At 71.5% G+C, this 19666-nt stretch carries 20 protein-coding genes; 11 read left to right on the top strand and 9 right to left on the bottom strand.

Translation table 11 applies throughout. The annotated features are described in order from the left end of the window. Positions 1-196 precede the first annotated feature (196 nt). From iolC to ABT158_RS03380, 5 genes are all read left to right on the top strand, one after another. Positions 197-1135, top strand: coding sequence for a 5-dehydro-2-deoxygluconokinase (gene iolC, locus ABT158_RS03400; protein WP_352350365.1), 939 nt, complete (start codon positions 197-199; stop codon positions 1133-1135). After that, positions 1132-2037 (top strand): Cgl0159 family (beta/alpha)8-fold protein, encoded by a 906-nt coding sequence (locus ABT158_RS03395; RefSeq protein ID WP_352350363.1) that lies wholly within the window; start codon positions 1132-1134, stop codon positions 2035-2037. Before iolC ends, ABT158_RS03395 begins: the two co-directional genes overlap by 4 nt. Then, positions 2034-2873, top strand: coding sequence for a 5-deoxy-glucuronate isomerase (iolB, locus tag ABT158_RS03390; RefSeq protein WP_352350361.1), 840 nt, complete (start codon positions 2034-2036; stop codon positions 2871-2873). The genes ABT158_RS03395 and iolB overlap by 4 nt, the downstream gene beginning before the upstream one ends. After that, positions 2870-4705, top strand: a complete 1836-nt coding sequence (iolD, locus tag ABT158_RS03385) for a 3D-(3,5/4)-trihydroxycyclohexane-1,2-dione acylhydrolase (decyclizing) (protein WP_352350359.1) — start codon at positions 2870-2872, stop codon at positions 4703-4705. Before iolB ends, iolD begins: the two co-directional genes overlap by 4 nt. A gap of 61 nt (positions 4706-4766) precedes the next feature. Next, the gene (locus ABT158_RS03380) at positions 4767-5771 is read left to right on the top strand and encodes an AI-2E family transporter (RefSeq protein WP_352350496.1); all 1005 of its coding nucleotides are present in this window, start codon (positions 4767-4769) and stop codon (positions 5769-5771) included. Here ABT158_RS03380 and ABT158_RS03375 read toward each other — a convergent pair. Further along, the gene (locus ABT158_RS03375) at positions 5752-6348 is read right to left on the bottom strand and encodes a PadR family transcriptional regulator (protein ID WP_352350357.1); all 597 of its coding nucleotides are present in this window, start codon (positions 6346-6348) and stop codon (positions 5752-5754) included. The two genes, ABT158_RS03380 and ABT158_RS03375, sit on opposite strands and share 20 nt — an antisense overlap. Before the next feature lie 66 nt (positions 6349-6414). On the opposite strand from ABT158_RS03375, the gene ABT158_RS03370 reads away from it, so the two are divergent. Both ABT158_RS03370 and ABT158_RS03365 read left to right on the top strand, forming a co-directional pair. Then, positions 6415-7986: an FAD-dependent monooxygenase gene (locus ABT158_RS03370; protein ID WP_352350355.1), complete on the top strand. Its 1572-nt coding sequence runs from the start codon at positions 6415-6417 to the stop codon at positions 7984-7986. A 3-nt stretch (positions 7987-7989) separates the two neighbouring features. After that, positions 7990-8637 carry an HAD-IA family hydrolase gene (locus ABT158_RS03365; RefSeq protein ID WP_352350353.1) on the top strand — a complete coding sequence of 216 codons (648 nt, stop codon included), beginning with the start codon at positions 7990-7992 and terminating at the stop codon, positions 8635-8637. Positions 8638-8647: 10 nt separating this feature from the next. Here ABT158_RS03365 and ABT158_RS03360 read toward each other — a convergent pair whose 3' ends face one another. Next, entirely contained in the window at positions 8648-9148 is a 501-nt protein-coding gene (locus ABT158_RS03360; protein WP_352350351.1) for a DivIVA domain-containing protein, read from the bottom strand. 155 nt (positions 9149-9303) lie between these two features. On the opposite strand from ABT158_RS03360, the gene ABT158_RS03355 reads away from it, so the two are divergent. From ABT158_RS03355 to ABT158_RS03345, 3 genes are read left to right on the top strand one after another with little or no spacing between them, the layout of a single operon-like run. Further along, positions 9304-10083, top strand: a complete 780-nt coding sequence (locus ABT158_RS03355) for an ABC transporter ATP-binding protein (RefSeq protein ID WP_352350349.1) — start codon at positions 9304-9306, stop codon at positions 10081-10083. Next, positions 10080-10751 carry a hypothetical protein gene (locus tag ABT158_RS03350; protein WP_352350347.1) on the top strand — a complete coding sequence of 224 codons (672 nt, stop codon included), beginning with the start codon at positions 10080-10082 and terminating at the stop codon, positions 10749-10751. Before ABT158_RS03355 ends, ABT158_RS03350 begins: the two co-directional genes overlap by 4 nt. A 31-nt stretch (positions 10752-10782) precedes the next feature. Further along, a complete protein-coding gene (locus ABT158_RS03345) occupies positions 10783-11490 on the top strand; it encodes an SGNH/GDSL hydrolase family protein (protein ID WP_352350345.1) in 708 nt (235 codons plus the stop codon). A 77-nt stretch (positions 11491-11567) separates the two neighbouring features. Here the strand turns inward: ABT158_RS03345 and rlmN are convergent, their stop codons facing one another. Next, entirely contained in the window at positions 11568-12668 is a 1101-nt protein-coding gene (gene rlmN / locus ABT158_RS03340; RefSeq protein WP_352350343.1) for a dual-specificity RNA methyltransferase RlmN, read from the bottom strand. Between the two features lie 173 nt (positions 12669-12841). Between rlmN and ABT158_RS03335 the strand changes: the two genes are divergently transcribed. Continuing rightward, positions 12842-13864 (top strand): suppressor of fused domain protein, encoded by a 1023-nt coding sequence (locus ABT158_RS03335; RefSeq protein WP_352350341.1) that lies wholly within the window; start codon positions 12842-12844, stop codon positions 13862-13864. Here ABT158_RS03335 and ABT158_RS03330 read toward each other — a convergent pair. The 6 genes from ABT158_RS03330 to ABT158_RS03305 all read right to left on the bottom strand — a co-directional run bounded on the left by ABT158_RS03330 (position 13844) and on the right by ABT158_RS03305 (position 19652). After that, positions 13844-14683: a phosphatidate cytidylyltransferase gene (locus ABT158_RS03330; protein WP_352350339.1), complete on the bottom strand. Its 840-nt coding sequence runs from the start codon at positions 14681-14683 to the stop codon at positions 13844-13846. The two genes, ABT158_RS03335 and ABT158_RS03330, sit on opposite strands and share 21 nt — an antisense overlap. Positions 14684-14740: 57 nt before the next feature. Further along, entirely contained in the window at positions 14741-15298 is a 558-nt protein-coding gene (frr, locus tag ABT158_RS03325; protein WP_352350337.1) for a ribosome recycling factor, read from the bottom strand. Between the two features lie 43 nt (positions 15299-15341). Further along, positions 15342-16040, bottom strand: a complete 699-nt coding sequence (gene pyrH, locus ABT158_RS03320) for a UMP kinase (protein WP_221762026.1) — start codon at positions 16038-16040, stop codon at positions 15342-15344. Positions 16041-16185: 145 nt separating this feature from the next. After that, positions 16186-17019 carry a translation elongation factor Ts gene (gene tsf / locus ABT158_RS03315; protein WP_352350335.1) on the bottom strand — a complete coding sequence of 278 codons (834 nt, stop codon included), beginning with the start codon at positions 17017-17019 and terminating at the stop codon, positions 16186-16188. An 843-nt stretch (positions 17020-17862) separates the two neighbouring features. Further along, on the bottom strand, positions 17863-18795 hold the full coding sequence (gene rpsB / locus ABT158_RS03310) for a 30S ribosomal protein S2 (protein ID WP_352350333.1): 933 nt from the start codon (positions 18793-18795) through the stop codon (positions 17863-17865). A gap of 242 nt (positions 18796-19037) precedes the next feature. After that, complete coding sequence (locus tag ABT158_RS03305; protein WP_352350331.1) at positions 19038-19652, bottom strand: ArsR/SmtB family transcription factor; 615 nt, start codon at positions 19650-19652, stop codon at positions 19038-19040. Positions 19653-19666: the final 14 nt, after the last annotated feature.

Below are 19666 nucleotides of genomic sequence, written 5' to 3'. Positions count from 1 at the left end.
GAAGGAGAGCTTGGTGGTGTGCTGTTCGTGATGGACGCCGTTGGGGACGAACATGAGCGAACCTCCTCACCGCCCGACACTACAGAAGTGAGGTGACGGGGGCCCGTCCTGAAGGATCATCAACAACATAGCGGACATCCTTATGTCATGACAATATGCCATAGTGTCGAGGTAGGGTGCGTCCTCTGGAGGTGCGTTGTACGACCTGATCACGATCGGCCGCTGCGGCGTCGACGTCTATCCGCTGCAGACCGGCGTCGGGCTGGCCGACGTCGAGACCTTCGGCAAGTTCCTCGGCGGCAGCCCGACCAACGTCGCCGTCGCGGCGGCACGTCACGGGCTGCGCGCGGCGGTGATCACCGCGGTGGGCGCCGACCCCTTCGGCGCGTACGTACGGCGGGCCATCCGCGACTTCGGCGTGGACGACGCCTACGTGAGCGTCATCGAGGGCCCGGCCACCCCGGTCACGTTCTGCGAGATCTTCCCGCCCGACCACTTCCCCATCTGGTTCTACCGCGGCGAGCACCCGCCCGACCTGCGCCTCACCCCCGGCCACCTCGACCTCGACGCCATCCGCTCGACCGGCCTGTTCTGGTTCTCCCTCACCGGCCTGAGCAAGGAGCCGAGCCGCGCGGCGCACGCCGCCGCCCTGTCGGCCCGCACCTCCGGCTGGACCGTGTTCGACCTCGACCACCGTCCAGCGCTGTGGGAGTCACGTGAAGCCGCCCGCGCGGCGGCGCGCGAGGCGCTGCCGCACGCGAACGTGGCCGTCGGCAACCTGGACGAGGTGGAGACCGCCGTGGGCGTGCGCGAGCCGGAGGCCGCGGCGCAGGCGCTGCTCGACGCCGGGGTCGAGGTGGCGATCGTCAAGATGGGCCCGGCCGGGGTGCTCGCCCGCACCGCCACCGAAACCGTCGTGGCCGAGCCGGTCGAGGTGAAGGTGGTCAACGGCATCGGGGCCGGCGACGCGTTCGGCGGCGCGGTCTGCCTCGGGCTGCTGCGCGGCTGGCCGCTGGAGCGCACGATCCGCTTCGCGGGCGCCGCCGGCGCGTTCGTGGCCGCCCGGCTGGCCTGCGCCGACGCCATGCCCACCACCGACGAGGTGCACGAGCTGCTGAACGAGGTGCCCACGTGAGCGACCTCACGCTGCCCAGGACCGCCCGCTACGAGTGGCTCACGCGGATCCGCGCGACCCGCCCCGAGGAGATCGCCGCGGCCGCCGCGCGCCGGCAGCGCCGCCGGATGCCGGGGCCGGACGAGCGGCTGCTGATCATCGCCGCCGACCACCCGGCCAGGGGAGCTTTGTCCGTACGCGACCGCCCGCTGGCCATGGGCAGCCGCCACGACCTGCTCGACCGCCTCCAGACGGCCCTGGCCCGGCCCGGCGTGGACGGCATCCTCGCCTCCCCCGACGTCCTGGAGGACCTGCTGCTGCTGGGCGCGCTGGAGGGCAAGCTGGCCTTCGGCTCGATGAACCGGGGCGGCCTGCAGGGCTCGGTGTTCGAGCTGGACGACCGGTTCACCGGCTTCGACCCCGAGGCCATCGACACGATGCGGCTCGACGGCGGCAAGATGTTGTGCCGCATCGACCCCGGCGACCACGCCACGGCCGCCACCCTGGAGTCGTGCGCGCACGCGGTGACCGGGCTGGCCCGCAGGCGGCTGGTGGCCATGGTGGAGCCGTTCTGGGCGGCGCGCTCGGAGTCCGGCGTGCTGCGCAACGACCTGTCCCCCGACGCCGTGATCCGCTCGATCAGCGTCGCCCAGGCGCTCGGGGCCACCTCGGCCCACACCTGGCTGAAGATCCCCGTGGTGGCCGAGATGGACCGGGTGATGGCCGCGACCACGCTGCCCACCCTGCTCCTCGGCGGCGACCCGCCCGACATCGGCACGGCCTACGCCGACTGGCACCGCGCGCTGGCCCTGCCCGGCGTGCTCGGCCTGGTCGTCGGCCGCGCCCTGCTCTACCCATCCGACGACGACGTGGCGACGGCGGTGGACGGCGCCGCCGCCCTGGTACGAGAGGCACAAGCATGACCTACCTGCCCTACGGCAAGGCCGCCGGCGGCCCCTGGTCGGTGGAGATCACCCCCTCGCTGGCCGGCTGGACCTACTCCGGGCTGCGCGTGGCGGACCTGACCGGCACGCCGCTGTCGTTCGGCACCGGAGAGGAGGAGATGATCGTCCTTCCGCTGTCGGGGTCGTGCACGGTGGAGGTCGGCGGTGAGACGTTCGTGCTGGCCGGGCGCGGATCGGTGTTCGACGGGCCGAGCGACTTCGCGTACCTGCCGATCGGCGTCCAGGTCACGTTGAGCGGCGGCGGACGCGTCGCGCTGCCGTCGGCCCGCGCGACCCGGTCGCTGCCGCCGCGGCACGTGCCCGCCTCCCGGGTGCCGGTGGAGATCAGGGGCGCGGGGCAGGCCAGCCGGCAGGTGCACAACTTCTGCGCCCCCGGCGTGTTCGACTGCGACAAGCTCATGGCCGTCGAGGTGCTGACCCCGGGCGGCAACTGGTCGTCCTACCCGCCGCACAAGCACGACACCCCCAACCCGGGCGAGGCCGTGCTGGAGGAGGTCTACTACTTCGAGGTGGCCGGCGACGGGCCCGGCTACCAGCGCGTCTACTCCTCCGAGCGGGGGCAGGTCGACACGCTGGCCGAGGTCTCCTCCGGCGACGTCGTCCTGGTGCCCTACGGCTACCACGGGCCGTCCATGGCCGCCCCCGGCTACGACCTGTACTACCTCAACGTGCTGGCGGGGCCGGCGGAGGAGCGTTCGATGGCGTTCTGCGACGACCCCCGTCACGCCTGGATCCGCTCGTCCTGGTCGGGCCAGGACGTCGACCCGAGACTGCCGTTCGGAGGGCACGCATGATCCGGTTGACCGTCGCGCAGGCCGTCGTGCGCTTCCTGGCCGCCCAGTGGAGCGAGCGCGACGGCGAGGAGCGCCGCTTCTTCGGCGGCTGCTTCGGCATCTTCGGCCACGGCAACGTCGCCGGGCTCGGCCAGGCCCTGGCCACCGCGGGCGACGACCTGCCCTACTACCTGGCCCGCAACGAGCAGGCCATGGTGCACACGGCCGCCGCCTACGCCCGCGCCGCCGACCGGCTGGCCACGCTGGCCTGCACGACGTCGATCGGCCCCGGCGCGACCAACATGATCACCGGCGCGGCCGGCGCGACGATCAACCGGCTGCCGGTGCTGCTGCTGCCCGGCGACGTCTTCTCCACCCGGGCCGCCAACCCGGTGCTCCAGGAGCTGGAGGACCCGCGTTCGTACGACATCTCGGTCAACGACTGTTTCAAGCCGGTCTCGCGGTACTGGGACCGGATCAACCGGCCGGAACAGCTCCCGTCCGCGCTGACGGCGGCCATGCGGGTGCTCACCGACCCGGTCGAGACCGGCGCGGTGACGCTGGCGCTGCCGCAGGACGTGCAGGCCGAGGCGTACGACTGGCCCGAGGAGCTGTTCGCCCGCCGGGTGTGGCACGTGCCGCGCCCGCGCCCCGAACGCGCCGCGCTGGCCAGGGCGGCCGAGGTGATCGGGTCGGCGGCCCGCCCGCTGATCGTCTCGGGCGGCGGGACGATCTACAGCAGGGCCACCGCCGAACTGGCCGCCTTCGCCGAGGCGCACGGCATCCCGGTCGCCGAGACCCAGGCCGGCAAGGGGTCGCTGCCGCACGGCCATCCGCTGGCGGTGGGCGCGGTGGGCGCGACCGGCACCACCGCCGCCAACACGCTGGCCCGCGAGGCCGACGTGATCATCGGGGTCGGCACCCGCTACAGCGACTTCACCACGGCGTCGAGGTCGCTCTTCGCCGCGGACGCCCGGTTCGTCAACGTCAACGTCGCCGCCTTCGACGCCGCCAAGCTGTCGGGGCTGCACCTGGTCGCCGACGCCCGCGAATGCCTGACCGAGCTGGTCGCCGCCGTCGCCGGCCGGCGCCCCGACGACGCCTGGACGGCCAGGGCCGCCGCCCTCTCCCGGGACTGGGACGCGCAGGTGGACCGGGCGTACGCGCTCGACGGCTCCCCGCTGTCGCAGGCGGCGATCATCGGCGCGGTGAACGCGGCCGCGGGCCCGGACGGCGTCGTGGTGTGCGCGGCCGGTTCCATGCCGGGCGACCTGCACAAGCTGTGGCGGCCGAGCGGCCCCGGCTGCTACCACGTCGAGTACGGCAACTCCTGCATGGGCTACGAGATCGCGGGCGGCGTCGGCGTCAAGCTGGCCGCGCCGGAGCGCGAGGTGTTCGTCCTGGTGGGTGACGGGTCGTACCTGATGATGGCGCAGGAGCTGGTCACCGCGGTCGCCGAGGGCGTCAAGCTGGTCGTCGTGCTGGTGGACAACTCGGGCTTCGCCTCCATCGGGCGGCTGTCGGAGAGCGTGGGCGCGCGCCGCCTGGGCACGTCCTACCGCTCCCGTACGGGCGGCCCGCTGCCGGTGGACCTGGCCGCCAACGCCGCCAGCCTGGGCGCGGCCGTGCTGCGTCCGGAGTCGCTCGCCGACCTGCGCAAGGCCCTGGAGGAGGCGCGCTCGTCCGGCGAGACGACCGTCGTGCACGTGCGCACCGATCCCATGGCCGACGACGTCCCCTCCTCGCAGGCGTGGTGGGACGTGCCCGTGGCCGGGGTGGGCGCGCCGGCCGAGCGGGCGGCGTACGAGGAGGACAAGCGGTCGCAGCGCGCGCACCTGAGCCCGCCGCCCTGACCAGGGTTGCCCTCGATCACCGCCGGGAAGGCCACTGACCAGGCACGATCGGGGGTTGGACATGAGGCCGTGGCGGGTGCTGGGGTGGATCGCGATCATCGCGGTCGCCCTCTTCTGCCTCTACAACCTGCGCACGGTCGTCATGTCCGTGATCATCGGCGTCTTCCTCACGGCGCTGCTGCACCCGCCGGCCCGCTGGCTCACCTCCCGCGGGCTCGGCCCGGCGCTGGCCACCACGATCGTCTTCGTCGGCGGCCTGCTGCTGGCCGGCGCGCTGATCGCGCTGCTGGTGCCGCCCACGGTGGACAGCCTGAGCGAGATGCGCACCAGCCTGGGCAAGGCGTTCGGCGACCTGCACGGCCTGGCCGCCCGGTTCGGGCTCGACGACCAGCGGCTGCTCGCCCAGGCCAGGGACTACGTGGCCAAGCAGGGCAAGCAGATCACCAGCGGCGCCATCGCCGGGGTCAGGACGGCCGGCGAGATCGTCGTCGGCGCGGTGCTGGCGGTCATCCTGTCGGTGTACTTCGTGCACGGCGGCGAGCGGCTGTTCGCCTGGATCGTCGATCTGATGCCCGACGCGGCGAAGACGCGCTGCCACGACACCGGCGTGCTGATCTTCGGCGTGATCGGGCGCTACATCCGCGGCGTGGCGATCGTGGGCGTGGTCGACGGCTTCTTCATCGGGCTCGCGCTGTGGATCCTCGGCGTGCCGATCGCGCTGCCGCTGGCCGTGCTGACGTTCGTGGGGGCGTTCCTGCCGGTGGTGGGGGCGTTCATGGCCGGGCTGCTGGCCGCGGTGGTGGCGCTCGTGGCCAAGGGGTGGCTGGTGGCGCTGATCGTGGTCGCGGTGACGGTGGCGGTGCAGCAGCTCGAAGGGCACGTGCTGGCGCCGCAGGTCTACGGCAAGGCGCTCGACCTGCCGGGGGCGGTCATCCTGATCGCGATCACGGTGGGCAGCGTGATCGCGGGCATCACCGGGGCGTTCCTGGCCGCGCCGGTGACCTCGGTGCTCGTCGCGCTGCTGCGGCGGCCGCGCCCGCATTTGATCACTCCCGGGCCGAGCTGACCTGTTCGAGCTGCTCGCGTGACCACTCCAACCGCCCCTCGCGCAGGTCGGCGATGACGGCGCGGAGCCAGCGGGCCTCGGCCGCCGTCACCTCGCGCAGGTATTCGCACTCCAGCATCGTGATGCGCGGCAGGTCCTCCTCGGCCGTCAGGCCCGCCTCCAGCTCGGCCAGAGTGCGCTCCACGGCCGCCGCCCGCCGCTCCAGCGCCTCGGCCAGCCCGCCGGGGCCGAGCAGCATCGCGTTCGCCAGCGCCGCGGGGAACTGCGGGAACTCCTGTTTGGGACGGCTGAGCATGTCGTCCAGCCAGGTCGTCAGCCGCTCGCGGCCGGCCTCGGTGATCTCGTAGACCGTGCGCTCCGGGTACTGCTGGTCGCGCCCGGTCTCCCTGACCCTGATCAGCCCGGCCTCACTCAGCCGGTCGATCGTGCGGTAGAGCCCGGCCCGCTGGCCCACGTTGACCACCAGATCCTTGCCCCACTGCTTGAGCAGCCGCTGGATGCCGTACGGGTGCAGGGGCTGGTGGTTCAGCAGGGTCAGCACGGTCAGAGCGAGCGGCGAGCCGCGGTCGAGCGCCATGACCTCACCCTATCGTTCAAGGAGACTAGTTGACTTGCTACTAGTTGCAATGCAACTATTCCATCCATGACCACAACGGACCGCCCTGAGGGCGTCATGACCGAGATTCCCGTGCTGATCGTCGGCGGCGGCTACGCCGGGCTCACCTCCGCCCTGTTCCTGTCCCACCACGGGGTGCCCTGCGTGCTCGTCGACCGCCACCCCGGCGTGTCGCTCCTGGGCAGGGCGCGCGGCATCACCCCGCGCACGATGGAGATCTACCGGCCGCTCGGCCTGGAGCAGGCCGTCAAGGAGGCCGGGCGGCCCTTCGACGAGGAAGGGGGCGTGGCCCGCTGCGAGACGCTGGCCGGCGAATGGCAGTGGCTCTTCGAGGGCGGCTCCTCCCGGGCGCTGCCCGACCTGACCGCGGGCGAGTACGGAATGGCCGACCAGAGCACGGTCGAGCCGATCCTCGCCGAGGCCGCCCGCGCCCGGGGCGCCGACCTGCGCTTCGACACCATATGCAGGTCGATCGAGCCCGACGCGGACGGCGTCACGGTGGTGACCGAGGACGTCCGCACCGGCGAACGCCGGACCCTGCGCGCCCGCTACCTGATCGCCGCCGACGGCTACCGCGGCACGATCAGGGAGCGGCTGGGCATCGCCCGCGAAGGGCTCGGCGTCCTGCGCAGCTACCTGTCCTTCGTCTTCAGGGCCGACCTGTCGGAGCTGGTCACCAAGCGGGCGCTGTTCTGGATCCTCGGCGCGCCCGGCGGCACGGCCTCGGGCGCGATGGTCTCCCACGCGCTGCCGGGCCATTGGGGCATGGCCCTGACGTACGACCCCGCCTCCGAGTCGCCGGCCGACTTCACCGACGAGCGGCTGGCCGCCACGGCCAAGGAGCTGATCGGCCGCGACCTGCCCGTGGAGATCGTCAGCAGGGCCGCGTGGGAGGAGGCGGTGGGCGTCGCCACGCGCTACCGCGAGGGACGGGTCTTCCTGGTCGGCGACGCGGCGCACGTCTGGCCGCCGGCCGGCGGGCTGGGCGCCAACTCGGCCGTCCAGGACACGCACAACCTGGCCTGGAAGCTCGCCGAGGTGCTGGCCGGCCGGGCCTCCGACGCGCTGCTCGACACCTACGAGGCCGAGCGCCGCCCGGTGGCCCTGGAGCTGGCCGACCTGACCGTACGCAGCCAGGCGGCCAGGTTCGGCCCCAACCCCGAGGACGACCCGCTGGACCACGTCGCGGCGATCCTGGGGCAGCGCTACCGCTCGTCGGCCATGGTCGGCGCCACCCACGAGACGGTGTTCGGCGACTCGATGGCCCAGGGCGCCCGTCCCGGCACCCGTGCCCCGCACCTCTGGCTCGACCGGGACGGCGAGCGCATCGGCGTCCACGACCTGTTCCACGACGCCTTCGTCCTGCTGTGCGGCCCCGGCGGCGCCGACTGGGCGCGGACGGCCGGGCCCGGCGTGCGGGTGCACCACGTGAGCGGTGACGTGCTCGACGTCGAGGACGCCTGGGCCGAACGCTACGGCGACGCCACCGCCGTCCTGGTCCGCCCCGACGGCTACGTGGCCTGGCGGTCCGCGGGTCCGGCGGTCGAGGGCGAGGTCGGCCGGGCGCTCGACCAGGTGCTCGGAAGGGTCATCATGTGACCTATGCGATGGATCACGTTCGACTGTTTCGGCACCCTCGTCGACTGGCGGCACGGCATCGGCACCAGCCTTGAGCTGATCGCGCCCGGCAGGGGGGACGAGCTGCTGACGGCGTACCTGCGGCACGAGAGCGCGGTCGAGGCCGAGACGCCACGGGCCCGCTACCGGCACGTCATGGCCGAGGCGCTGCGCCGCTCCTGCGCCGAGACCGGAGTCCCGCTGAACGACGACGACGCCTCGGTGCTGGCCGCCACGCTGCCCTACTGGCCGGTGTACGCCGAGGTCGGGGCGGAGCTGTCGGCCCTGCGCGCGGCGGGCCGGCGGCTGGCGCTGCTGACGAACTGCGACCGCGACCTGATCGCCCAGACGCTGCGACGGCTGCCCGTGCCGTTCGACGCGGTGGTGACCGCCGAGGACGCCGGGGCCTACAAGCCGGACGAGGCGCACTTCGAGCACTTCAGCAGGGCGTACGAGCCGGCCGAGTGGGTGCACGTGGCGCAGAGCCACTTCCACGACATGGTCCCGGCCGAGCGGCTGGGCGTGCGCCGGGTGTGGATCAACCGGCACGGCGAGCGGCCCGCCGGGCCCGAGGTCGTCCGGGTGGTCCTGCCCGACCTCCGTGGCCTGCTCGCGGCCGTCGAACGGGCCTGACGGCGGCGCTCTAGCGGGGTTTCTCCAGGATCTCGGCGACGTCTTCGAGGAAGGAGTCGACGTCGGCGATCAGGTAGCCGGCGCGCAGGAGCACGGTCGAGAAGCGGGCCTCGCGCACCTCCTGGGCGGTCACCGCGAACTCGGTCGTGCCGCGCAGGGTGGCCACGATGCGGTCGAGGAAGGCGTCGACCTCGTCCTCGTCGTAGCCGGTGCCCATGCGGCCGGGGCGGAAGGCCACCCGTTCGACGCGGGCCGCCTGGGTCTCGAACCACTCCTCGCGCAGCAGTTCCCCGGTGGGCTCGGCCATGGCGAGCCGCACCGGGCGCTTGGCCTGGGTCTCCAGGGCCACGACGAACGCCTCCAGCGCGAAGTCCACCGCGGTCTCGTGGTAGCCGCCGCGTTTGGCGCGGAAGGTCGCGGTGCGGACCTCGTCGGCGGTGACGGGCTCGACGGTGTGCGGGCCCCTGCCGAGGGTCGACTCGATGCGCGCGATCAGGGCGTCGACTTCCACGGGGTCATAGCCTGAACGCATACCCATGACGCGCGGAAAGCGGTTCAAGCCCACTCCTCCTGAGATGTGCCGGGGGTTTCTCCATTGTGAAGCCCTTGATCACGATCAGACCTTTTATCACGGCCCTGCGCCCTGACATATACCGTTACAGCACCATGCGACTGTTACAGGTCTCTTTTCGCTACCGAAGACGTCAGCCCTTCGTTCTCGAAGAGGCCGACGCGCAGCTCGCGCCGGGCGACGCGATCGAGCTGACCGGGGCCAACGGGGCCGGGAAGTCCACGCTGCTGCGGCTCCTCGCGGGGCTCGCGCGGCCGACGCGGGGCCACATCGCCGACCGTCCCGGCGTCGTGGGCTTCGCCCCCGACCGCTTCCCGACGGCCCAGCCGTTCACGGTGACCTCCTACCTGACGCACATGGCGTCCGTACGGGGCGGCGCTCGGTGGCGGCCCTGGGCCGAACGCCTGAACATGGGCCACCTCCTCGGCCTGCCGCTCGGCGAGCTGTCCAAGGGCAGCGCCCACAAGGTCGGCCTGGTCCAGGCCCTGATGGCCGACCCCGGCCTGCTGATCCTGGACGAACCCTTCGCCGGCCTGGACGCCGACACCCGCGAGACGCTGCCCGCCATCGTCACCGAGGTCGCCGGGCGCGGGGGCATCGTCGTCGCCAGCGACCACCAGGGCGGCCTGCGCGGCCTCCCCGGGCTGCGCTCATGGTCGCTCGTGGACGGCCACCTCAAAGAGTCCACCCCCGCCGCTTCTACGCCCCCCGCGGCCTCTGCGCCTCCCGCGACGCGCGCTCCGGAACGCCCGCTGACCACCGTGGCGGTCACCCTGCCCGCCGACGAGCTCCCGCTCTTCCTGACCAGGATGCGCGACCAGGGCTACCGGACCTCCGAGCCCGACCACCCCCATCCACCCGAGGAGCCCGGATGATCGCCCTGGCCGTCTTCCGGCTGGCCGCATATGTGCGGTCGCACCGCGTGCATCAGGCGCTTCTGCTCACCCTCGCCATGCTCGCCATCGTCTACGGCAGCCGCGCGCCCAAGGGCACGGAGGCCGCCGTGCTGGCCGACGGCGCCGTCCTGATCATCCCCATCCTCGCCTGGGCCACGCGGAGCCTCCTGGACACCGAGCCCGACCGGCAGCGCGAGCTGTCGGCGGTCACCGCGGGCGGGCGCGGCAAGGAGGTGGCCGCGGGACTGGTGGCGAGCCTGGCCGCCTGCGCCGCGCTGGCCGCCGTCGGCCTCGCGTGGGCCGTCCTGCTCGGCCTGAGCGAACGCCCCGGCCGGGACGTGCTCGGCGCCGCCCTCGTCCTGCACGCCCTGGCGGTGCTCGCCGGGACGGCGCTCGGCGCGCTCACCAGCCGGGCCGTGCTGCGCTCCCCAGCGGTCTCGATCATGTCGCTGGTGCTCGGTTACCTGATGATGCTGCTGCTCAGCGCGTCCCCGGCGTACTGGCTGACGGTTCCGCTGGTGGTCTGGATGCGTACGGCCGGCGCCGGCGAGCTGCTCGACCAGCTGCCCCGACTGTCCGCGATCTCCCTGGTGTGGTGCCTGGCGGGACTCGCCCTGTATGCCTGGAGGCGCCGTAGGGTAGGTTAGTAAGCGTTCACTCACTCCTGAGGAGGCAACGGTGAAGGTGATCTGCCTGGGTGACAGCATCACCCGCGGACAGGTGAGCGTCGACTATGTGGCCATGCTGCGCGACCGGCTGCCCGGCGAGACGGTGATCAACGCGGGCATCAACTACGAGCCGTCGTCCGAGCTGCTCAAGCGTCTCGACGACGTCGTTCGGCAGGATCCGGACGTGGTCACCGTGCTCATCGGCACCAACGACGCCAACGCCACGTTGAGCGAGAAGCGGGCCAGGGCCCTGCGCAAGCGCTGGAAGCTCGCCGAGACCCCCACGCCCGCCGCGTACGCCGCCAACCTGACGGCCATCGCCGCCCGCCTGCAGAACGAGACCATGGCCCGCGTGGCGCTGCTGTCCCCGCCGGTCATCGGCGAGGACCTGGACTCGGTCCCGGTGCGCCGCACCCAGGAGTTCGCCGAGATCGTCAGGACGGTCGCCGCCGAGCAGGGCGTGACCTACCTGCCGCTCAACGAGCGCATGACCGCCGACCTGGCGGGCACCTCGCCCCGCACCCACTACCGTCCCGAGAGCAACCAGGCACAGACCGCCGCGATACAGCACTTCCTGCTCGGCCGCAGCCTGGACGCCATCTCCAGCAGCCGCGGCCTGCGGCTCACCACCGACACCGTGCACCTCAACAGCCGGGGCGCGGCCATGATCGCCGACCTGATCGAGACCTTCGCCGCCCGCTCGACCGCCACAAGATAGGCCGGCCGCCCTGCCGAGGCGGCCGGGGCCGGTCACTTGCTCGAAGAGGGCCGGCTACCCGCTCGGGCCAGGGCCGGTTACTCGGCCGCGGCGAGCTGGCCGCAGGCGCCGTCGATCTCGCGGCCCCGGGTGTCGCGCACGGTCACCGGCACCCCGTGGAACTCCAGCCGGCGCACGAACGCCCGCTCGTCCTCCGGCCGGGACGCCGTCCACTTGGAGCCCGGCGTGGGGTTGAGCGGGATCAGGTTGACGTGCACGAGCTTGTTCCTGACCAGCTTGCCGAGCAGGTCGGCCCGCCACTCCTGGTCGTTGACGTCCTTGATCAGCGCGTACTCGATGGAGATGCGGCGCTTGGTCTTGGCCGCGTACGACCAGGCCGCGTCGAGGACCTCGGCCACCTTCCAGCGCGTGTTGATCGGGACGAGCGTGTCGCGCAGCTCGTCGTCGGGCGCGTGCAGGGACAGCGCGAGCGTGACCGGCAGCCCCTCGTCGGCGAGCTTGCCGATGGCGGGCACCAGCCCCACGGTCGAGACCGTGACCCCGCGCGCGGAGATGCCGAGACCGTGCGGCGCGGGCTCGACCATGCGGCGCACGGCGCCGATCACCTGCTTGTAGTTGGCCAGCGGCTCGCCCATGCCCATGAAGACGATGTTGCTCACCCGGCCGGGCCCGCCCGGCACCTCGCCCGCCGCCAGCGCACGGGCGCCGGAGACCACCTGCTCGACGATCTCGGCGGTGGACATGTTCCGGGTCAGGCCCGCCTGGCCGGTGGCGCAGAACGGGCAGTTCATGCCACAACCGGCCTGCGACGACACGCACATCGTGACCCGCTCGGGATAGCGCATGAGCACCGACTCGACCAGCGCGCCGTCGAACAGCCGCCACAGGGTCTTGCGGGTCGTGCCGCCGTCGGTGGTCAGCTCCTTGACCGGCGTGAGCAGCGTCGGCAGCAGCGCCGACAGCTTGTCGCGGGCCGCCGCGGACAGATCGGTCATCTCGGCGACGTCGGCGGTGTGGCGCTCGAAGTAGTGGCGCGAGAGCTGGTCGGCGCGGAACGCCTTCTCCCCCAGCTCGGTGACCGCGGCCCGGCGCTCGGCCATGGACAGGTCCGCCAGGTGCCGCGCGGGCTTGGCCCGTCGCGGTGCGACGAAGGTGAGCTGGCCTGGCTGCTGGGACACGTTCCTGCCTTTGCTTGGGGGACTTCCGGGACTCTGCTCGGTACTTCCGGGACTCTGCTTCGGGCTCCGGGATTTCTCACCGGCCAGGTTAGTGAACGCCGGCCGCGAAGGAGGCATTCCTGATCACGGTACGGCTCGCGTCAGGGTCACCGCCCGATCTACAGTCATCTCGTATGGCGATTTTCCGGTCGGCATCTGGCGAGGGTGGCACCGAGGTCGTCCTCGCCGCCGGTAACCCCTACGGCAGCCGCACGCTCGTGGTCGAGCGGGACGAGGACTCCTCGGTAGCTTACCTGTGCTCGCCGGAGGGCGCCGTCCACGGAGCGGTCTGGCTGGCCAACCACCGGCCGGCCCCGTCCGTGGTGGACCTGGCCCGGATCAACTCCGGCCTGCCACCGCTGATGCCGAGGGGCAACACGACGCATCCCGAGGGGCGCAGGCCGCTCGGCCAGTTGTCCGCCCTGTGGTTCGAGGAGGGCGACGGCGTCGCCCTCTACGAGGACGACGACCTGCTCGCGGTCATCCCCGGCTGGGCCGACATGAGCAGGGGCATGCCCGGCTACGCCCGTGACGCCGTGGGCGAGTCGCCGTTCGCGTGGGCGCTGTCGGAGGCGCTGGAGGGGCTGCGGCCGCGCATCTCCAACGCCACGTCCTACTGGCGCTGGCGGCACGACGAGGGCTCGTGGCCGTCGTTCCAGCAGTTCGTCATGGGCCATCTGGACCGGGTGCTCGGCCCGGCCGGCCGCTACTGGGACGCCAGCGGCGAGCGCCTGCCGACCGTCGGCATCACCGAACGGCCACCGCACGCGGGCCGCGAGCCGACCGTGCTGTCCACGGTGGGGATGAGCTGCCAGCGCATGCCGACGGTCGAGCAGTGGATCGACCGCCCCGACGCCTACGCCCGGATCGAGCTGGCCGTGGCCACCCACGACGACCCCAGGGACGCGGCGCTGCTGCTGGTGTGGCTGGCCCAGTATCCGTGGCACTCGGTGACCTGGCTCGGCCACGGGCACACGGCCAAGTGGTACCACGAGCCCTCGACGTTCCCGCTGGGGCCGCAGTACTCGGGGGTGCTCATGCGGGCCGACCCGCCCGACATGCCGGACATGTCGGGGTTCGCGTTCGGTGGGGAGGCCGTACGGTGGTTGTGGCTCACGCCCGTCACGACGGAGGCGCTAGAGGAACAGCGTCAGTAGCAGCCAGACCGGCACCAGCGTGGTCACCAGCGAGTCGAGGCGGTCCATCAGGCCGCCGTGCCCCGGCAGGATCGAGCCGAGGTCCTTGATGCCGAGGTCCCGCTTGATCATCGACTCGATGAGGTCGCCCACGGTCGCCAGCAGCGCCGCCAGCGCCCCGATCAGCGCGCCCAGCCAGAGCGGGCCGTCCAGCAGCCAGGTCACCAGCCAGCCGCCGACCAGCGTGCAGGCGATCACCGACCCGGCGAAACCCTCCCAGGTCTTCTTCGGGCTGATGACCGTCATCTTGTGCCTGCCGAACAGCACACCCGCGACGTACCCGCCGATGTCGCTGGCCACGGTCACCGCGATGAAGATCAATACCCGGTCGCGGCCGTCGTGCGGCGCCAGCAGCAACGCGGCGAACGCCGCCAGCATCGCCGGGTAGAACAACGTGAACACCGAGGCCGTGCCGTCGCGCACGTAGCCGTCCGTGCCGTCGCTGAACATCCGCCAGACCAGCAGCACGAACGCGAACACCGCGAACGCCCCCAGCAGCCAGAACGGCCCGCCCCAGTACGCCCCGGCCTGCATCGCCACCAGCCCCGCGAGCACGGGGACGGCCGGGACCTTGATCCCGCGCGTGGCGAACGCCTTGGTCAGCTCCAGCACGCCCACGCCGACGCACACCACGATCACCAGGAGGAAGAGCTCCTTGATCGTGTAGAGGGTACCGAGGACCAGCGCACCCAGCCCCACACCCACCGCGATCGCGGCCGGCAGGTTCCTTCCGGTACGGCTGCCGCCGTCCGGGCCGGTGCCGGCCGTACGTTCTTCCACAGACACTCTCCATAGCCACGGCCCCCGCCTTCCGGCGAGGGCCGCGAGGCGTGCCGCTCAGACTTCGAGCAGCTCGGCTTCCTTGTGCTTGAGCAGCTCGTCGATCTTGGCGACGTGCTTCTGGGTGAGGTCGTCGAGTTCCTTCTCCGCGCGACGGACCTCGTCCTCGCCCGCCTCGCCGTCCTTGATCATCTTGTCGAGGGCCTCCTTGGCCGTACGACGGATGTTGCGGATCGACACCTTGGCGTGCTCGCCCTTGTTCTTGGCGACCTTGATGTACTCCTTGCGGCGCTCCTCGGACAGCTCCGGGAACGTCACGCGGATCACGTCGCCGGTGTTGGTCGGGTTGACGCCGAGGTCGGAGTCGCGGATGGCCTTCTCGATCGCGCCCATCGCGCTCTTGTCGAAGGGCTGGATGATGACCATGCGCGCCTCGGGCAGGTGGAACGAGGCCAACTGCTGGACCGGTGTCGGAGTGCCGTAGTACTCCGCATTGATCTTGTTGAACATCGCGGGGGTGACCCGGCCGGTCCGGATGGTCGCGAAGTCTTCCTTCGCGACCGAGACGGCCTTGTCCATCTTTTCCTCGGCTTCGAGGAGGGTTTCGTCGATCACAGCGGCTCCCTGTCTACTAGCTGGCGGTGTCGGGCTAGCTCCCTCATTTGCCTGCGGGACTCACCAGCGTGCCGATTTTCTCACCGCGTACCGCTCGCAGGATGTTGCCCTCGCCCATCAGGTCGAAGACCACGATCGGCAGATCGTTGTCCTTGCACAGGCTGATCGCGGTCGCGTCCATGACCGCGAGGTCGCGCAGCAGCACCTCGCCGTAGTCAAGATGGTCGAACCGGACCGCGTCGGGGTTCTTGCGCGGGTCGGAGTCGTAGATCCCGTCGACCTGCGTGCCCTTGAGCAGCGCCTCGGCGCCGATCTCCAGGGCCCGCTGCGACGCCGCGGTGTCGGTGGAGAAGTACGGCGAGCCGAGACCCGCTCCGAAGATGACCACGCGGCCCTTCTCCAGGTGCCTGATCGCGCGGCGCGGCAGGAAGGGCTCGGCGACCTGCTGCATGGTGATGGCGGTCTGGACGCGGGTCTCGACGCCGCGCCGCTCCAGGAAGTCCTGGAGCGCCAGACAGTTGATCACCGTGCCGAGCATGCCCATGTAGTCGGCCCTGGCGCGGTCGATGCCGCCCTGGGACAGGGTGGCGCCGCGGAACATGTTCCCCCCGCCGACGACGACCGCGACCTGCACGCCCTCGCGCACGGCCTCGGTGATCGAGTCGGCCAGATGGTCGACGACGCCCGGGTCGATGCCCAGCGGGTCGTCTCCGGCGAACGCCTCGCCTGACAGCTTCAACATCACCCGCTTCCACCTCAGTGGACCCTGCGGGCTGGGTGATGAGGAAGCCGCCGTCCGTGTGGATTCGTGGGCTGACTCCCGGTGGTCCTGCACGGCGGCGGCCTCCTTCATTGGGTGGAACTCTGGGCTGGCAGTTCGCTCAAGCCTAAGCCTGGCCGACCTTGAATCGGACGAAGGCGAGCACCTCGACGCCGTTCTCCTCGGCGTACTTGCCCACGCTCTTCTTGTTGTCCTTCACGAAAGCCTGCTGGACCAGGGTGAAGTCCTTGTACCAGCCGTTGACGCGACCCTCGACGATCTTGCCGATGGCGGCCTCGGGCTTGCCCTCCTCGCGGGTCATCTCCTCGAAGAGCTTGCGCTCCTTCTCGACGACCTCGGCGGGGACGGACTCGGCCTTGAGGTACTGCGGGGCCATCGCCGCGGCGTGCTGGGCGATGTCCTTGGCGACCTCGGCGTTCGGCTTGTCGAGCTGCACGAGCACGCCGACCGCCGGCGGCAGCGCCGGGTCCGTCTTGTGCATGTACGAGCCGATGTAGCCGCCCTCAAGCACGGCGAAGCGGCGGATCTCGATCTTCTCACCGAGCGCGGCGTTGGCCTCGTCCAGGTGCTCCTTGACGGTCTTGCCGTCGAAGGAGGAGTCGAGCAGCGTCGCCACGTCGGCGGGCTTGCTCTCCAGGATGTGCGCGACCACACCGGCGGCCAGCTCCTGGAAGCGCTCGCCCTTGGCCACGAAGTCGGTCTCGCAGTTGAGCTCGAGAAGAGCGGCGGAGGAGTCGCTGTCCTGCTGGAGCGCGACGAGGCCGTTGGAGGCCGTACGGGCCTCGCGCTTGCCCACGTCCTTGGCGCCCTTGAGGCGCAGGAGCTCGATGGCGCGGTCGAAGTCGCCTTCGGACTCCTCGAGCGCCTTCTTGCAGTCCATCATGCCGGCAGCGGTGATCTCGCGAAGCCGCTTGACGTCGGCCATGTTCACGGAAGCCATTGCTCTTATTCCTTGTGGGATTTCGTCGTCGTCGTGGATCGGAGTGGACGCCCTGGGCGCCCGCCCCGGGTCGGTGCGGCAGGCGCGCGCCGCACCAGGGCCTTGTCGTGCGCGGGTCGTGCGCGGGTCGTGCGTTCTGCCTCGGTCGTGCGTTCTGCCTCGGTCGTGCGCGGTCTTGCCCGGGGCCAGCGCGGTCTTGCACGGTTTCAAGCGGTGGTGCCGGATCGTGCCGGCTGGGCTTTCGCCCGGCCCTTTCGGCTTCCGCCTGACCGGCCCGGCTTCCGCCTGACCCGTCCGGCTTCCGCCGGGACCTTCGCTCGTACCTGGGCTCGGTCTGGGCGCGGGCTTCGTCCGGCCTGGGCGCGGACTCCGTTCGGGCCCGGGCTTTCGCCCAGGTCTCCGCTCAGCAGGACGGGCTCCGTCGGTGGAGCTCCGCTCCGCCTCGCTCGGCATACTGCCCAGCCAGGCTCGGCTTATCGCTCCGGCCCGATGGTCATCCACCTCGGCTCACCGCCTCGGCTTCCGATGCCCGGCCCCGACTTACCGCCCGAACCCGATCGCCACCCTGCCTTGACTTATCGCCTCAGCGGGGTGCCGTCCTGTCCGGCTTGCCGTCCCGGCTCGGCCGTTTGCCCAGTCGAGACGCGTACCTTGCCCTACCAAGCCTCAGCCCGCACAGGACCTCGGTCTTGCCCTTCACAACCTCGGCCCGCACAGGACCTCGGTTCCGCTCACCCTCGCTCGGCCGGCGGCCCGCCCCGCACCGCGGTCGATGACGACCTGCGGCGCGGAGCCGGCGCCTGTACCGTGCCCGGCCTCACGGCCGGGCGCGGCGGCCGTGTCTCAGGCCTGCGGCTCGGACTCGGGGGTCGCGTCGGCAGCCGGAGCGGCCTCGGCGGCGGGCGCCTCCTCGGCCGGAGCCTCGGCAGCGGGGGCCTCCTCGGCGGCGGCCTCGGGAGCAGCCTCAGGGGCAGCCTCGGGAGCGGCCTCGGCGGCCTGACCCTGGCCCTGCTCGATGAGCTCGCGCTCCCACTCGGCCAGCGGCTCGGCGGCGGCCGGCTTCTCGTCACCGCGGGCGGCGCCGGAGCGAGCCATCAGACCGGCGGCGACACCGTCGGCGACGACCCTGGTGAGCAGGCCGACGGCGCGGATGGCGTCGTCGTTGCCCGGGATCGGGTAGTCGACCTCGTCGGGGTCGCAGTTGGTGTCGAGGATCGCGACGACCGGGATGCCAAGCTTCTTGGCCTCGCTGATCGCGATGTGCTCCTTCTTCGTGTCCACGACCCACACCGCGCTGGGCACGCGGCCCATGTCACGGATGCCGCCGAGCGTGCGCTCGAGCTTGTCCTTCTCGCGACGGCGCATGAGGAGCTCCTTCTTGGTGAGCCCCGAGCCGGCGACGTTGTCGAAGTCGAGCTCCTCGAGCTCCTTCAGACGCTGAAGCCTCTTGTGCACGGTGGAGAAGTTGGTGAGCATGCCGCCCAGCCAGCGCTGGTTCACGTAGGGCATGCCGACCCGCGCGGCCTGCTCGGAGATGGCCTCCTGAGCCTGCTTCTTGGTGCCGATGAACAGGATCGTGCCGCCGTGGGCGACGGTCTCCTTGACGAAGTCGTAGGCACGGTCGATGTACGACAGCGACTTCTGCAGGTCGATGATGTAGATGCCGTTGCGCTCGGTGAAGATGAAGCGCTTCATCTTCGGGTTCCACCGGCGAGTCTGGTGGCCGAAGTGAACGCCGCTCTCGAGCAGCTGTCGCATGGTGACGACGGGGGCCATGTGATGGTCCTCCAGGTCTGGGCGCCCTGCGGATGGGCGCAGTTCTCGGTTGTGCCGCGGCAGCGCGTTGTCTACCGCCCTGATGCCCCAAAACCGCTCCAGCCGGGCCGGGGCCCGGACCGAGGGTGCGGTCCGCAACGGGGCATGCGAAGTCGGCCTGTTGCCACAGGCCATCGAAAAGTCTACCTCCCACACCGCCCCAGGCTGACCGTCGGAGGTCAAACCGACATACCGGGTACGGCTCACCCCACATCGTGGTCCTCCGTGGGCAACCCGGGCGACGTCCTGGGGGCGACCGGGAAGAGGTTGATCTGCGCCTCCGCGATCCTGGCGCCGCTCGGGGCGTCCTCCTGGCTGCGCTGGTGGGCGATGTACGGCTGCAGGAGCTTCTCGATCTCCGCGCTCAGCCGTCCCAGCTCGCTCGCGTCGACCCGGATCCGGGTGCGGCTGAAGCGCGTCGCGTCGCGCCATTCGTCCGTGTCGTGCTCGATGCCGGCCAGGGCCCGGTCGGCCTCGTCGCCGGCCTCCTTGCGGAACGCCTTGATCAACAGGGTCTTGGCGTCACGGACCTCCGGCTGGTCTTCTGGAAGCACTCCCACGCTGAACGGCTTGTGCGTCGATCTCCACAACCGTTCGCGTCCGTCCCCTCTGGGCGGGGCGTCCTCGACGAACCCGTACTTGGCCAGCATGCGCAGGTGATAGCTGGCGGCGCTGGGCGTGATCCCCGCGATCTCGGCCACCTCGGTCGCGGTGGCGCTGCCCTCCACGCCGAGCCGGTTGAGGATCAACAGCCTCGCCGGGTGAGCCAGCGCCCGCATCATCTTGGGATCGCTGAGCCCCTCCATGTCCTGCGTCATGTGCCAAAGGTACC

Source organism: Nonomuraea sp. NPDC001636 (assembly GCF_040298265.1).
Classification (GTDB): Bacteria; Actinomycetota; Actinomycetes; order Streptosporangiales; family Streptosporangiaceae; genus Nonomuraea.
Note: the sequence above shows the minus strand (reverse complement) of the source record. Positions and strands in the feature narration are given on the sequence as shown.

Excerpts from the sequence above, each read along its gene's own strand:
- ABT158_RS03335 (WP_352350341.1), top strand. The coding sequence starts at position 12,842 with ATGGCGATTTTCCGGTCGGCATCTGGCGAGGGTGGCACCGAGGTCGTC.
- pyrH (WP_221762026.1), bottom strand. The coding sequence starts at position 16,040 with ATGTTGAAGCTGTCAGGCGAGGCGTTCGCCGGAGACGACCCGCTGGGC.
- ABT158_RS03305 (WP_352350331.1), bottom strand. The coding sequence starts at position 19,652 with ATGACGCAGGACATGGAGGGGCTCAGCGATCCCAAGATGATGCGGGCG.
- iolD (WP_352350359.1), top strand. The coding sequence starts at position 2,870 with ATGATCCGGTTGACCGTCGCGCAGGCCGTCGTGCGCTTCCTGGCCGCC.
- tsf (WP_352350335.1), bottom strand. The coding sequence starts at position 17,019 with ATGGCTTCCGTGAACATGGCCGACGTCAAGCGGCTTCGCGAGATCACC.
- ABT158_RS03380 (WP_352350496.1), top strand. The coding sequence starts at position 4,767 with ATGAGGCCGTGGCGGGTGCTGGGGTGGATCGCGATCATCGCGGTCGCC.
- ABT158_RS03350 (WP_352350347.1), top strand. The coding sequence starts at position 10,080 with ATGATCGCCCTGGCCGTCTTCCGGCTGGCCGCATATGTGCGGTCGCAC.
- iolB (WP_352350361.1), top strand. The coding sequence starts at position 2,034 with ATGACCTACCTGCCCTACGGCAAGGCCGCCGGCGGCCCCTGGTCGGTG.
- ABT158_RS03375 (WP_352350357.1), bottom strand. The coding sequence starts at position 6,348 with ATGGCGCTCGACCGCGGCTCGCCGCTCGCTCTGACCGTGCTGACCCTG.
- ABT158_RS03370 (WP_352350355.1), top strand. The coding sequence starts at position 6,415 with ATGACCACAACGGACCGCCCTGAGGGCGTCATGACCGAGATTCCCGTG.
- rpsB (WP_352350333.1), bottom strand. The coding sequence starts at position 18,795 with ATGGCCCCCGTCGTCACCATGCGACAGCTGCTCGAGAGCGGCGTTCAC.
- ABT158_RS03355 (WP_352350349.1), top strand. The coding sequence starts at position 9,304 with ATGCGACTGTTACAGGTCTCTTTTCGCTACCGAAGACGTCAGCCCTTC.
- ABT158_RS03365 (WP_352350353.1), top strand. The coding sequence starts at position 7,990 with ATGCGATGGATCACGTTCGACTGTTTCGGCACCCTCGTCGACTGGCGG.